Here is a 13,315-nt window from a genome sequence, read left to right on the forward strand (position 1 = left end):
ACTCCAGTGTAGGAAGGGGAAGTTGCTGCGGGCCAGATGCCGTGATGTCCGTTGGGTTACGAAAATATCTGTTATGAAGCATCGACGCGCGCCGCTTCAGCCCACGGCGATCGCCCGCGCCGCCCTCCGGCCAGGTGCTCGGGCCGGTGGTCGGGACACGCGGTTCACTCACCGATGTCCTCGCTCCACAGGGCCGGGTGGTCCCTGACGAAGTCCCGCATCAGCTCGACGCATTCGGGATCGTCGAGGAGCACGATCTCCACGCCGTGTTCCGCCAGCCAGTCGTGTCCGCCCCGGAAGGTCGTGGCCTCGCCGATCACCACCCGCGAGATCCCGAACTGCCGGACCAGACCGCTGCAGTACCAGCAGGGCGACAGCGTGGTCACCATCGTCGTACCCCGGTAGGTCCGCTGCCGGCCCGCCGCGCGGAACGCGGCCGTCTCGGCGTGTGTGGAGGGGTCGTCGTCCTGCACCCGGCGGTTGCGGCCCCGGCCGAGGAGACCGCCGTCCGGGCCGTAGAGCGCGGCCCCGACCGGGACGCCTCCCTCGGCCAGCCCCGCCCGGGCCTCGGCGAGGGCGACGCCGAGCTGGGCGCGGGCCTGTTCCCGGTCCGAGGAATCCATGGCCTCACTCGCCCCCCGGCTCGTCCCTCTTCAGGGACTTCAGGAACTCCGGGTTGTCGTCGGGGGCGACCCACCGGGGCTGTGCCGGGGTGCCGCGCAGTCTGCCGGTGAGCAGCCAGGCGACCGGGCCGACCAGCACCTCGCCGAACAGCAGGATGATGATCACCCACATCACCTTCGGCAGGTGGCGCACTTCTTCCTCGGGGGTGTTCAGACAGTCCACGAAGGCGTAGATCCACAGCGCCAGGACCAGCAGGAACGGCAGATACCTCAGCATGGTCGTGCGATCTCCCAGAGAAACGGGGCGGCCCCGGTGACGGGGCCAGGGTAGCGGGTGGCCGATACTGGGACACATGGCTTACGACGATCTTCGTTCCCTGCTCCGGGCGCTGGAACGCGAGGGAGACCTCAAGCGAATCAAGGCCGAGGTCGACCCGTATCTGGAGGTCGGGGAGATCGTCGACCGGGTGCAGAAGTTTGGCGGCCCGGCGCTGCTCTTCGAGAACGTCAAGGGTTCGGCGATGCCGCTGGCGATGAACGTCTTCGGCACCGACCGGCGGCTGCTGAAGGCGCTCGGCCTGAAGTCGTACGGCGAGATCTCCGACCGGATCGGCGGTCTGCTGAAGCCCGAGCTGCCGCACGGCTTCGTGGGCGTGCGGGAGGCGTTCGGGAAGCTCGGGGCGATGACGCACGTACCGCCGAGGAAGGTGAAGGACGCCCCGGTCCAGGAGGTCGTCCTCACCGGCGACGACGTCGACCTCGACGCCCTGCCCGCGCTGTTCACCTGGCCCCAGGACGGCGGGTCCTTCTTCAACCTGGGGCTCACCCACACGAAGGACCCCGAGTCGGGCATCCGCAACCTCGGGCTGTACCGCCTGCAGCGCCACGACAAGCGCACCATCGGCATGCACTGGCAGATCCACAAGGACAGCCGCAACCACTACCAGGTCGCGGCCCGGCGGGGCGAGCGGCTGCCGGTGGCGATCGCCTTCGGGTGTCCGCCCGCCGTCACCTACGCCTCCACCGCTCCGCTCCCCGGTGACATCGACGAGTACCTCTTCGCCGGGTTCCTCGCGGGCAAGCGGATCGAGATGGTCGACTGCAAGACGGTCCCGCTCCAGGTCCCGGCGCAGGCCGAGGTCGTCGTCGAGGGCTGGCTGGAGCCGGGCGAGATGCTCCCGGAGGGCCCGTTCGGCGACCACACCGGGTTCTACACCCCGCAGGAGCCGTTCCCGGCGCTGACGATCGACTGCGTGACCATGCGCCGCAGGCCGCTGCTCCAGTCGATCGTGGTCGGCCGGCCGCCGACGGAGGACGGTCCGCTGGGCCGCGCGACGGAGCGTTTCTTCCTCCCTCTCCTCAAGATCATCGTCCCGGACATCGTGGACTACCACCTGCCCGAGGCCGGCGGCTTCCACAACTGCGCGATCGTCTCGATCGACAAGAAGTACCCGAAGCACGCGCAGAAGGTGATGCACGCGGTCTGGGGGGCACACATGATGTCCCTGACCAAGCTGATCGTGGTCGTGGACTCCGACTGTGACGTCCACGACCTGCACGAGGTCGCCTGGCGGGCGCTCGGCAACACGGACTACGCCCGCGACCTCACGGTGGTCGAGGGCCCGGTCGACCACCTCGACCACGCGTCCTACCAGCAGTTCTGGGGCGGCAAGGCGGGCATCGACGCGACGAGGAAGTGGCCCGAGGAGGGCTACACGCGAGACGGGGGGTGGCCGGACATGGTGGTGTCGGATCCGGATACGGCGGCGACGGTCGACCGTCGCTGGAAGGAGTACGGCCTGTGAGCACCGCCTCTGCCGCGATCCCCCAGCCGGGACGCACCAAGGCGTTCCTGCGCCTGGTCATGATCGAGCACTCCGTCTTCGCGCTGCCCTTCGCCTACATCGCCTCGCTCACCGCGATGTACGAGTGGGACAAGGACATCCACTGGGTCCGGCTGCTGCTGGTCACGGTCTGCATGGTGGGCCTGCGGACGTTCGCCATGGCGGTCAACCGGATCATCGACCGCGAGATCGACGCGCGGAACCCCCGCACGGCCCACCGGGAGCTGGTGACCGGCGCCATGAGCGTCCGGCACGCCTGGACCGGCGCCCTGATCGCCCTGGTGGTCTTCCTGGGCGCGGCGGCCCTGCTGAACCCGCTGTGCCTGGCGCTGGCCCCCATCGCGGTGATCCCGATGGTGGTGTACCCGTACGGGAAGCGGTTCACGAACTTCCCGCAGGCCATCCTGGGGCTCGCCCAGGCGATGGGGCCGATCGGCGGCTGGCTGGCGATCAGCGGCGAGTGGAACTGGCACGCGGTGGTCCTCGGCCTCGCCGTGGGCGTCTGGATCGGCGGCTTCGACCTGATCTACGCCTGCCAGGACGTGGAGACGGACCGCGAGATCGGCGTGCTGTCGGTCCCGGCGCGCTTCGGCATCCCGGCGGCGATCCGGGGCGCGCGGGTGTGCCACACGGTCACGACGGCCCTGTTCGTCTGGTACGCCCTGGCCACCCACGCGGGCGCGTTCTTCTGGCTGGGCCTGGTGATCGTGGCGGGCGCGTTCGTGTACGAGCACCGGATCGTCCGCCCGCACGACCTGTCCCGCCTGAACCGGGCGTTCTTCTCGGTCAACGGGTTCATCGGCATTGCCCTGTTCGTGTGCGCGTTGCTGGACCTTCTGGTCCGGGGGCTGACGGTCTGACACTCCTGACACATCGCACCGCAATCCCCGCCGGTACGCTCAAGGTGTGAACGCAGGAGAATCGCAGCGCGTACCTTGGATCGTGGGGGTGTCCGGAGCTTCCGGGACGCCGTACGCGGCTGCTGTGCTGCGGGCGCTGCTGGGGGCGGGGGAGAGCGTCGACCTGGTGGTCAGCCGGGCCTCGCGGCTCACCCTGCTCGACGAGACCCAGATCTCCTTCCGGGACGCGCACTGGCAGGACGACCTGCGGGAATGGCTGGCGCGTGGGGCCGACGGGAAGCCGGGGACCTACGACGTGGACGTCACCGGCGTGCGGTACTGGAGCGCGGGTGACCTCGCCGCCGGACCGTCGTCGGGGTCGTACCGGACGAAGGGCATGCTCATCGTGCCCGCCTCCACCGCCTGTGTGGCCGGGGTCGCGCTCGGCCTGTCGAAGGACCTGCTCCAGCGTGCGGCGAGCGTCACACTGAAGGAGCGCCGGACGCTGGTCGTGGCCGTACGGGAGACCCCGCTGAACGGTCAGACGCTGCGTCATCTGGTCGCCCTGGACGACGCGGGTGCCACCGTGGTGCCGGCCTCCCCGGCCTTCTACGCGGGCGCGACGCACATCCAGGACCTGGTGGACTTCGTCGCCGGGCGGGTGCTGGACGCGGCGGGCGTCGGGCACGGCCTCTACCGGCGGTGGCAGGGCGAGCTGGGCGGCGGCGGGGCCGCGAGTTAGCCGGGCACGTCGCAGTGGGCACGTCGCAGTGGGCAAGCAGTACCTCTCATCACTTCGGAACTTTTCAGCGGAAGGCTTCGATCGCATGGACGCCGTGGACAGGCAGCTCATCCAGGCCCTGAGGGAGAACGGCCGGGCCTCCTACGCGGAGCTGGGGCGCCTCGTCGGCCTGTCGGGACCCAGTGTCACCGACCGCATCAACCGGCTGGAGGCGGCCGGCGTCATCACCGGCTACCGCGCCACCGTGAACGCGGCCTCCCTCGGCCTCGGCGTCATCGCCCTGATCGGCATCTCGCTCTCCGACGCCGCCGACCACGAGGACGTGGCGCAGCGGCTGAAGGAACTCCCCGAGATCGAGGACTGCTGGTTCATCGCCGGCGACGACTCGTTCATGCTCAAGGTGCGTTCGACGGACGTGGACGGGCTGGAGAAGACGATCCGGCGGCTGAGCGGGACCAAGGGGGTCTCCCGGACCCGTACCACCATCGTGCTCTCCACCAAGTGGGAGAACCGGGTCGGAGAGCTGCCCGAGGAAGCGTGAAGGTTCTCGCGTACGGTGGGGTCGTTGTCGGAGAAAGGTTGAGGCATGGACGTCGGGCTCAAGCGCGAGCTGGAGCAGAAGGTCAGGGCCGGTGAGCGGCTGACCCGCGAGGACGGCATCGCGCTGTACGAGTCGGACGACCTGGCGTGGCTCGGCGGTCTCGCGCACGAGGTGCGGACGCGCAAGAACGGCGACGTCGTCCACTTCAACGTCAACCGGCACCTCAACATGACCAACGTGTGCACGGCGTCCTGCGCCTACTGCTCCTTCCAGCGCAAGCCGGGCGAGAAGGACGCGTACACGATGCGCATCGAGGAGGCGGTGAAGCTCGCCAAGGCGATGGAGGGCGAGAACCTCACCGAGCTGCACATCGTCAACGGCCTGCACCCCAATCTGCCGTGGCGGTACTACCCCCGCTCGCTCAGGGAGCTGAAGGCGGCCCTCCCGGACGTCTCCCTGAAGGCCTTCACGGCGACGGAGATCCACCACTTCGAGACGATCTCCGGGCTGTCCGCCTCCGAGATCCTCGACGAGCTGATCGACGCGGGCCTGGAGTCGCTGACCGGCGGCGGCGCCGAGATCTTCGACTGGGAGGTCCGGCAGCACATCGTCGACCACCGGACGCACTGGGAGGACTGGTCGCGCATCCACCGGCTCGCGCACGAGAAGGGGCTCAAGACGCCCTGCACCATGCTCTACGGCCACATCGAGGAGCCCCGGCACCGCGTCGACCACGTGCTGCGGCTGCGTGAGCTGCAGGACGAGACGAACGGCTTCCAGGTCTTCATCCCGCTGCGCTACCAGCACGACTTCGTCGACATGAAGGACGGGAAGGTCCGCAACCGCCTCCAGGCCCGGACCCAGATGGCGACCGGCGCCGAGGCGCTGAAGACCTTCGCCGTCTCCCGGCTGCTGTTCGACAACGTCCCGCACGTCAAGGTGTTCTGGGTGATGCACGGCGTGCAGACCGCCCAGCTTGCCCTCCAGCACGGCGCCGACGACATGGACGGCTCGGTCGTCGAGTACAAGATCACGCATGACGCGGACAACTACGGCACGCCGAACAAGCTGACCCGCGAGGACCTGCTGGACCTGATCCGCGACGCGGGCTTCCGTCCGGTGGAGCGGAACACGCGGTACGAGATCATCCGGGAGTACGACGGCCCGGACCCGGCACGCCGTGAGTCGCCGCAGCCGATGCGGGTGTGACGTGACGCCGGGTGCCGGACGGGTACCCGGCCGGCATGGTGAGCACGAAGGCTCCCGAGGACGCCTGCACCGCCGAGCCCTTCGTCCCGGAGCGGGGCGGCCTAGCCGCGCTGCGCAGGGCCGCCGCCGACTGCCGGGGCTGCCCCCTGCACCGGGACGCCACGCAGACGGTGTTCGGCGCGGGCTCCGCGCCCGCCCGGGTGATGCTCGTCGGCGAGCAGCCCGGCGACCAGGAGGACCGTCAGGGCGAACCCTTCGTCGGCCCCGCCGGGAAACTCCTCGACCGGGCCCTCGCGGAAGCCGGTCTGGACCCGGCGGACGCGTACGTCACCAACGCCGTCAAGCACTTCAAGTTCACCCGGGCCGAGCCCCGCAAGCGCCGGATCCACAAGGCGCCCTCCCTGCGCGAGACGACCGCCTGCGGGCCCTGGCTCGCGGCCGAGCTGGCCGTGGTGGAGCCCGAGCTGATCGTGCTGCTGGGCGCCACCGCCGGGAAGGCGCTGCTGGGGTCGTCGTTCCGGGTGACCGAGACCCGCGGGACCGTGCTGGAGCGGGAGATCCACGGGCGTCAGCGGCGGCTGGTGCCCACCGTTCATCCCTCGGCGGTGCTGCGCGCGGAGGACCGGGAGGGGGCGTACCGGGGGCTGGTCGCGGACCTCGGGGTGGCGGCGCGGGTACTGGGGGAGAACGGGCCGGCACACGCGTCGGCACCCGGGACCGCGTAGGGGACGGCATCGGGCCCGTAGGGGATAGCATCCCCTCATGCCCCTTACATTCACCCTCGACCCGGCCATCACTCCCGCCCTGCGCGACGGCATCCTCGACCTGTGGACGGACGTGTCCAACGCGGGCGGAGCGGTCGGCTTCGTGGCGCCGGTGAGCCGGGACGAGATACGGCCGGAGCTGGTCAGGCACTTCGTCGCGATGGCCGAGGGACGCAACCGCCTGCTGGTCGGACGCGACGAGGCGGGGACGGTGGCCGCCACCGCCTTCTTCTCCTTCAACACGCACCGGCTGCAGACGCACTGGGTGTGGCTGTACACGGTGATGGTCCACCCCAAGTACCAGGGCCAGGGGTACGGCCGGGACCTGATGGCGGCCGTCGCGGACGCGGGCCGCACCTTCGAGGGCATCGACGCGATACGCCTCGGCTGCCGGGGCGGGCACGGCCTGGAGCGGTTCTACGGCTCCTGCGGCTACCGGGAGGTCGGCCGGGTCCCCGGCGCCATCCGCGTCGCCCCCGGCGACTACCGGGACGACATCACCATGCTGCTGCCCCTCAGGTGACCCCCCGGGGGAGCCGGGTGACGCCGCGCACCCCCCTCCAAGATCGGTGCTCCGGCGTGCTTCACTGGACGGTGCCCCCTTTACGGAATCGGAAGACTGGATTGAGATGCTCCGCTACACGCTGATGCGCCTCGGTATCTTCGCGGGCTGCCTCGTGGTCGTCTGGGGCGCTGTCTACTCCGGGATCTTCCCGCGTGGCTTCGGCGACTCCAACCTCCTGTGGGTCCTGCTGCTCTCCCTGGTGCTGTCGGCGCCGGTCAGCTGGGTGGTGCTGCGCAAGGAGCGGGACCGCGCCTCCGTGAAGATCGTGCAGAAGGTGGACCGGATGAAGGCCAACCTGGAGGCCAACCGCAGCCAGGAGGACGGGGCGGACGACACGGTCCGCGCGCGCAGTCAGGCCTCCTGACCGCTCGCCGTCCGGTTCCGGCGCCCCCGGGCCCAACTACTCTTGCTCCATGGGTGCCGTGAAGACCAAGCGGATGCCGCGGGCGGTGCGGGAACAGCAGATGCTCGACGCCGCCGTACGGACTTTCGGGCAGCGCGGGTACATGGCCGCGTCGATGGACGAGATCGCCGAACTGGCGGGCGTGTCCAAGCCGTTGGTGTACCTGTACCTGAACTCGAAGGAAGACCTCTTCACGGCCTGCATCCGCCGTGAGGCCAAGGCGCTGACGGAGGCCGTACGCACCTCGGTGCGACCGGGACTGCCCGCCGACCGCCAGCTCTGGGACGGGCTCCAGGCGTTCTTCGCGCACACCGGCGAGCACCCCGACGGCTGGTCCGTGCTGCACCTCCAGGCCCGTACCCACGGTGAGCCGTTCGCGGCCGAGGTCGCCGCGATGCGCGAGGAGATCGTCGCGTTCGTGACCGAGCTGATCGCGGTCGCGGCCCGGGAGGCCCACCGCGACCCCGACCTGGCGGAGCGCGAGGTCGCGGGGCTGGCGGAGGCCCTGTTCGGCGCCGCCGAGTCGCTGGCCGCCTGGGCCAACGCGACCCCGGGCGTCACGGCGCGTCAGGCGGCGGCGACCCTGATGAACTTCGCCTGGGCCGGCCTCGGCAACCTGATGGAGGGCCGCCCCTGGTCCCCTCCGACGAGCCAGGAGCCCGCGCCGACCGTCGTCCCCTAGTACCTGAGTACCCGGCCGGCACTAGAGGAGCGGCAGCACCTCTCCGCTCAGGTGCGTGCGCCCGCCCTCGCCGCGCAGTTCGAAGCGCCCCGAGCCGTCCGCCGCGTACGCCACCGTGGCCGGCAGCGGCACCGGGGCCCGGAACCGCGCACGGACGTGGGCCGCCCGCGGGGTGCCGTGGGCGGCCAGGCAGCGCGCGACGGTCCACATGCCGTGCGCGATAGCCCGGGGGAAGCCGAACAGGCGCGCGGTGAGCGGGTGCAGATGGATGGGGTTGCGGTCGCCGGAGGCGGCGCCGTACCGCCGCCCGACGTCCCCGGCGATCCGCCACTCGGCGACGACGGGGAGCGCGCCCGGCTCCCGCCGCCCGCCCGCCTCGTCGCCCGTACGGTCCTCACCGGGACGGCCGTCTCCGGTGCGGTGCCGCGCCAGATAGGTGCTCCTCGACTCCCATACGACGCTCCCGCCGCCGCGCACCTCGGTGACCACGGTGGCCTCGGTACCGCGCCGGTGCGGGGCCAGCCCCTCTACGTGGACGGCGATCTCGTACTCGGCGGTGGCCGGGAGCTCGATGTGCTGGACGATCTCGATCGAGGTGTGGACCAGGCCGAGCAGCGGCAGCGGGAAGTCCCGGGCGCTCATCAGCCGCATGGCCAGCGGGAAGCCCAGGACGTGCGGATAGGTGACGGGCAGCGAGTCGTCGCCGGTGGCGAAGCCGCAGACCCGTTCGTAGGCGGCCAGCCGGGCCAGGTCGACGCCCAGTCCGGGCAGCATCAGCCGGGTGCGCGGGAAGTCCGCGTCCGGGGCGGGCCGTTTGAAGGGGGAGCGCAGGGCGCCCTGGGCGAGCAGCGGGGGCAGGGCCGGGGCGGCGCTCAGGACGATGGCGGCGGTCGTCACTAGGCCCCCAGCAGGCTCTGGCCGCAGACCCGGACGATCTGGCCGTTGACCGCGCCGGAGGCGGGGTGGGCGAGCCAGGCCGTGGTCTCGGCGACGTCGGCGGGCAGACCGCCCTGGGCGAGGGAGTTCATGCGCCGTCCGGCCTCCCGGATGAGGAGGGGGATCGCGGCGGTCATCCTCGTCTCGATGAAGCCGGGCGCCACGGCGTTCACGGTGACCCCGTGCGCCGCCGCCGCACGCGGCGCCAGCGACCGCACCAGCCCGACGATCCCGGCCTTGCTCGCCCCGTAGTTGGTCTGCCCGGCGTTGCCCGCGAGCCCGGCGATGGAGGCGGTGGCGACGATCCGCCCGCCCCGCCGCAGGGTCCCGCTCTCCAGCAGGGCGTCGGTGGTGCGCAGCACGCTCCCGAGGTTGACCTCCAGCACCGGATCCCAGCGCTCCGCGGGCATGTTGACCAGCCGTCGGTCGCGGGTGACGCCGGCGTTGTGGATCAGCACGTCCAGGCCGTCGGGCAGGGCGGCGACGATGCGCTCACCGGCGCCGGCGGCGGTGATGTCGAGGGCGAGCGCGGTGCCGCCCAGCCGTTCGGCGAGGGCGCGCGCCTCGTCCTCGGCGCCCGGCACGTCCAGTACGACGACCCGGGCGCCGTCCCTGGCCAGGGTCTCGGCGACGGCGGCCCCGATCCCGCGCGCGCCGCCGGTGACCAGGGCGGTGCGCCCGGCGAGAGGTCTGTCCCAGTCCTCGGGAGCGGCGACTTCCTGATCCCCCGTCTCGATCACCTGTCCGCTCACGTAGGCGGACTTGGGGGAGAGCAGGAAGCGCAGGGTGGACTCGGCGGCGACCGCGTCGGTGAGCCGCAGGAGATTGACGGTCCTGCCCCGGCCGATCTCCTTGCCGAGGGAACGGGTGAATCCCTCCAAGGCCTGCTGGGCGGCGGCCTGGTGGTGGTCGGCGGGGTCGAGCGGGGCGCCCAGTACGAGCACCCGGCCGCTCGCGGCGACCTCCCGCACCACGGGGTGGAGGGCCGCGTGCACCTCGGAGAGCGAGTCGACGTCCCGGACCCCGGTGGCGTCGAGGACGACGGCGGCCGGCCGCCCGGTGCCGTCCTGGGGGAGGCCCGTACGGGCCAGGACCGGGGCGAGGCCGAGGTCGGTCTTGCCGGCCGTCAGATGCAGCACATGGCCGTCGAGGGCGGGGCGTCGGCTGGACCAGCGGGTCAGCTCGGCGGGCTGGGGGAGACCCAGGCGGCGGGTCAGGAAGCGGCCGGGCGCGGTGCCGGTGAAGCTCAGATAGCGGTCGGCCATGTCCGTCTCCCCACTGCGTACCTTGCTTACTCTGGAGTAAGGTTACCGCAGGTAAGCTTACGTCACGGTGAGGAGCAGGTCGAGACGGACCCCTCGGGCGCGGTGGGGACCTGAACGACCCTCACGTAATCCACGAGATTGCACAGCCCTGGCCCCGGACCCTCCCCAAAACCGCACGAGCCCGCCACAGTGGGCCCGTACGATCTGCTCCCTAACCGCCGGTAACACCTTTTGGTGCCGTCTTGGCCCACCGACGGTGAACGCCTCGGTGCGCGAGGCACGTACGTCATGCAGCAAGCAGTTGGCCGCTGCACGCCCGAGGAGTCGCCCCGTGTCCACGCCCTACCCGAACGACGCCCCATCCGTCCCCGGCGCACCCCACTCCTCCGGCACACCGGTCTTCGCCACGGACTACGACGGCAATCCCGTCCTCATCGAGCCGGAGACCAGACGGCTGGACGGAGCCGTACGGGAGGCGTACGTACCGCCGTTCGTGCCGCCGGTGACCCACGGGTCGCTGGGCGACCTGCCGTTCGAGAACGCGGAGACGGACCCGGGAGCGGTCGTCCTGAGCCGCAGGCTGGGCGAGGGCGAGGACGTCCGCTGGACGGACGTGACGGCGGCGGAGTTCGCGGCACAGGTCCTGGCGGTCGCGAAGGGGCTGATCGCCGAGGGGCTGGTGCCCGGCGACCGCATCGCCATCATGGCGAGGACCACCTACGAGTGGACCCTGCTCGACTTCGCCGCATGGGCCGCCGGGCTGGTCACGGTGCCCGTCTACCCCACCTCCTCCGTCTTCCAGACCCGCTGGATCCTGCACGACTCCGGCGCGGTGGCGCTGGCCACGGAGACGGCGGGACAGGCCGCCGCGCTGGGCCCCGAACTCGAACACCTCCCCGACCTGCGGCACATGTGGGTGATGGAGAAGGGCCATGTGGACCGGCTGGCGGAGCTGGGCGCGCAGGTCCCGGACGCCGAAGTGGCCGTACGGCGGGGCATGCTGAGCCCCGAGACCCTCGCCACCCTCATCTACACCTCGGGCACCACCGGCCGCCCCAAGGGCTGCGCGCTCTCGCACGGCAACTTCTTCGCCGAGGTGGACAACGCGATCGAACTGCTCCACCCGGTCTTCAGACAGAACCAGGGTTCCGGCGACGACGCGTCCGTCCTGCTGTTCCTGCCGATGTCCCACGTCTTCGGCCGGATGGTGGCGATCGCCTGTGTCCGGGCGCGGGTGCGGCTCGGCCACGCGCCCAGCCTGAAGGCGGAGGACCTGCTGCCGGACCTCGCCGCCTTCCGGCCGACCTGCCTGCTGACCATCCCGTACATGCTGGAGAAGGTCTTCAACAGCGCCCGCGCCAAGGCGGAGGCGGGCGGTCGGGCCTCGTCGTTCGACCGGGCGGCCGCGGTGGCGAGACGGTACGGCGAGGCGCTGGAGGCCCGCCAGACGGGAACCGGCAGCGGTCCCACCCGCGCCCTCAAGACCGCGCGCGGCTTCTACGACCCCCTGGTCTACCGGCGCATCCGCAATGCCATGGGCGGCAAGGTCCGTTACGCGATCTGCGGCGGCTCACCGCTCGGCCGGCGCCTCGCCGCGTTCTACGCGGGCGCGGGCATCGAGATCTTCGAGGGGTACGGCCTGACGGAGACGACGGGCGCCTCCACGGTGACCCCGCCGCTGAAACCCAGACTGGGCACGGTGGGCTGGCCGATGCCGGGCACACGGGTGCGGATCGCGGCCGACGGCGAGATCCTGATCGCCGGTGACCAGGTCCTGCGCGGCTACTGGGACCCGGCGGCGGGTGGTGTCGTCCCGGCGACGAAGGACGGCTGGCTGGCCACCGGCGACATCGGCGAACTGGACGACGAGGGCTACCTCACCATCACCGGCCGCAAGAAGGAACTGCTCATCACGGCCGGCGGCAAGTCGGTGGCCCCGGCTCCGCTGGAGAACTGGCTGCGCTCACACCCGCTGGTCTCCCAGTGCATGCTGGTCGGCGACGGCCGCCCGTACGTGGCCGCGCTGTTCACCCTCGACCCGGACGGCATCACCCACTGGCGTCAGATGAACGGCAAGCATCCGGTGCCGCCGGAACTCCTCGTCGGCGACCCGGAGTTGAACGCGGTCCTGCAACGCGCGGTGGACGAGGCCAACCGCCTGGTGTCCCGCCCCGAGTCGATACGCCGCTTCGCGGTCCTCCCGGTCGACTTCACCGAGGAGGCAGGCCATCTGACCCCCTCGATGAAGCTACGGCGAGAGGCGGTCGTGCGGGACTTCGCCGAGGCCGTGGAGGGGCTGTACGAAGGGTAGGGGACCGACGGGCCGACGCGGGCCGCGTTCCCGTCGCGGGGCGAGGGAGACGTCCGCCCACACCGTCTTGCCCACCTCCCGCTCCATCACCCCCCACCTCAGCGCCAGCAGCGACACCAGCACAAGACCCCGCCCGCCCTCCTCCTCCGGCCCGCCCCGGAAGCGCAGGTGACGGTCCCCGCGCGCGTCGCTCACCTCGATACGCAGCGTGCCCCGCGCCTGCCGCAGGCTGAGCCGGAGTTCGAAGTCCCGGGCCGGCAGGCGACCGTGGGTGACGGCGTTCGCCGCCAACTCCGCGACGATGTGCTCCGCGGTGTGCGTCCGTTGATCGTCGTGCGGGTATCCCCAGGTGGAGAGCTGGGTGGTGGTCAGGCGGCGGGCCAGCCGGGCCGCCCGCGGCGTGGCGCTCAGACGCTGGGTGAATTCGGTGGTGGGGGTGGAGATTTCGGCGTTCACGTGACCGAGCGTGGCGGGTTCTCTCTAGGCTTTCCAGTGACGAACCCGCGACGTTGGGTAGCCGTACGGGTCGGGTGCGTCCGCTGTACGGCTTGTCGGCCGTGACCAGCGAGGGCGCGTGACGGGGGTGGGGTT

At 71.3% G+C, this 13,315-nt stretch carries 15 protein-coding genes; 10 read left to right on the forward strand and 5 right to left on the reverse strand.

Annotation, left to right across the window (positions count from 1 at the left end):
- Positions 1–164 precede the first annotated feature (164 nt).
- Positions 165–623, reverse strand: a complete 459-nt coding sequence (locus tag ACFYMM_RS35540) for a nucleoside deaminase (protein WP_388394553.1) — start codon at positions 621–623, stop codon at positions 165–167.
- Positions 624–627: 4 nt separating this feature from the next.
- Positions 628–900 carry a PLD nuclease N-terminal domain-containing protein gene (locus tag ACFYMM_RS35545; RefSeq protein WP_388394555.1) on the reverse strand — a complete coding sequence of 91 codons (273 nt, stop codon included), beginning with the start codon at positions 898–900 and terminating at the stop codon, positions 628–630.
- 76 nt (positions 901–976) lie between these two features.
- On the opposite strand from ACFYMM_RS35545, the gene ACFYMM_RS35550 reads away from it, so the two are divergent.
- The 9 genes from ACFYMM_RS35550 to ACFYMM_RS35590 all read left to right on the forward strand — a co-directional run bounded on the left by ACFYMM_RS35550 (position 977) and on the right by ACFYMM_RS35590 (position 8,212).
- Positions 977–2,428 (forward strand): menaquinone biosynthesis decarboxylase, encoded by a 1,452-nt coding sequence (locus ACFYMM_RS35550; protein ID WP_388394557.1) that lies wholly within the window; start codon positions 977–979, stop codon positions 2,426–2,428.
- Positions 2,425–3,327: a menaquinone biosynthesis prenyltransferase MqnP gene (gene mqnP / locus ACFYMM_RS35555; RefSeq protein WP_388394559.1), complete on the forward strand. Its 903-nt coding sequence runs from the start codon at positions 2,425–2,427 to the stop codon at positions 3,325–3,327. The genes ACFYMM_RS35550 and mqnP overlap by 4 nt, the downstream gene beginning before the upstream one ends.
- 46 nt (positions 3,328–3,373) lie before the next feature.
- Positions 3,374–4,048 (forward strand): UbiX family flavin prenyltransferase, encoded by a 675-nt coding sequence (locus tag ACFYMM_RS35560; protein WP_388394561.1) that lies wholly within the window; start codon positions 3,374–3,376, stop codon positions 4,046–4,048.
- Between the two features lie 85 nt (positions 4,049–4,133).
- On the forward strand, positions 4,134–4,589 hold the full coding sequence (locus tag ACFYMM_RS35565; protein ID WP_388394564.1) for an Lrp/AsnC family transcriptional regulator: 456 nt from the start codon (positions 4,134–4,136) through the stop codon (positions 4,587–4,589).
- Between the two features lie 45 nt (positions 4,590–4,634).
- Positions 4,635–5,798, forward strand: coding sequence for an aminofutalosine synthase MqnE (mqnE, locus tag ACFYMM_RS35570; protein WP_388394566.1), 1,164 nt, complete (start codon positions 4,635–4,637; stop codon positions 5,796–5,798).
- Positions 5,799–5,833: 35 nt separating this feature from the next.
- Positions 5,834–6,523 carry a UdgX family uracil-DNA binding protein gene (locus ACFYMM_RS35575; protein WP_388394569.1) on the forward strand — a complete coding sequence of 230 codons (690 nt, stop codon included), beginning with the start codon at positions 5,834–5,836 and terminating at the stop codon, positions 6,521–6,523.
- Between the two features lie 37 nt (positions 6,524–6,560).
- A complete protein-coding gene (locus tag ACFYMM_RS35580; RefSeq protein ID WP_388394571.1) occupies positions 6,561–7,085 on the forward strand; it encodes a GNAT family N-acetyltransferase in 525 nt (174 codons plus the stop codon).
- 106 nt (positions 7,086–7,191) lie between these two features.
- Positions 7,192–7,491, forward strand: coding sequence for a DUF4229 domain-containing protein (locus ACFYMM_RS35585; RefSeq protein ID WP_388394574.1), 300 nt, complete (start codon positions 7,192–7,194; stop codon positions 7,489–7,491).
- 49 nt (positions 7,492–7,540) lie between these two features.
- Positions 7,541–8,212, forward strand: coding sequence for a TetR/AcrR family transcriptional regulator (locus tag ACFYMM_RS35590; RefSeq protein WP_388394577.1), 672 nt, complete (start codon positions 7,541–7,543; stop codon positions 8,210–8,212).
- Between the two features lie 21 nt (positions 8,213–8,233).
- On the opposite strand, the gene ACFYMM_RS35595 is transcribed toward ACFYMM_RS35590, so the two are convergent.
- Together ACFYMM_RS35595 and ACFYMM_RS35600 are read right to left on the reverse strand one after the other, a co-directional pair.
- A complete protein-coding gene (locus ACFYMM_RS35595; RefSeq protein ID WP_388394580.1) occupies positions 8,234–9,109 on the reverse strand; it encodes a MaoC family dehydratase in 876 nt (291 codons plus the stop codon).
- Positions 9,109–10,413, reverse strand: coding sequence for a 3-oxoacyl-ACP reductase (locus ACFYMM_RS35600; protein WP_388394583.1), 1,305 nt, complete (start codon positions 10,411–10,413; stop codon positions 9,109–9,111). The genes ACFYMM_RS35595 and ACFYMM_RS35600 overlap by 1 nt, the downstream gene beginning before the upstream one ends.
- Positions 10,414–10,744: 331 nt before the next feature.
- Here ACFYMM_RS35600 and ACFYMM_RS35605 point away from each other — a divergent pair, with 331 nt between their 5' ends.
- Entirely contained in the window at positions 10,745–12,724 is a 1,980-nt protein-coding gene (locus ACFYMM_RS35605; protein ID WP_388394586.1) for an AMP-dependent synthetase/ligase, read from the forward strand.
- Here the strand turns inward: ACFYMM_RS35605 and ACFYMM_RS35610 are convergent.
- Positions 12,662–13,180, reverse strand: a complete 519-nt coding sequence (locus ACFYMM_RS35610) for an ATP-binding protein (RefSeq protein WP_388394589.1) — start codon at positions 13,178–13,180, stop codon at positions 12,662–12,664. The two genes, ACFYMM_RS35605 and ACFYMM_RS35610, sit on opposite strands and share 63 nt — an antisense overlap.
- Positions 13,181–13,315: the final 135 nt, after the last annotated feature.

Origin of the sequence: Streptomyces sp. NPDC006739 (genome assembly GCF_042869815.1) — a bacterium.
Classification (GTDB): Bacteria; Actinomycetota; Actinomycetes; order Streptomycetales; family Streptomycetaceae; genus Streptomyces.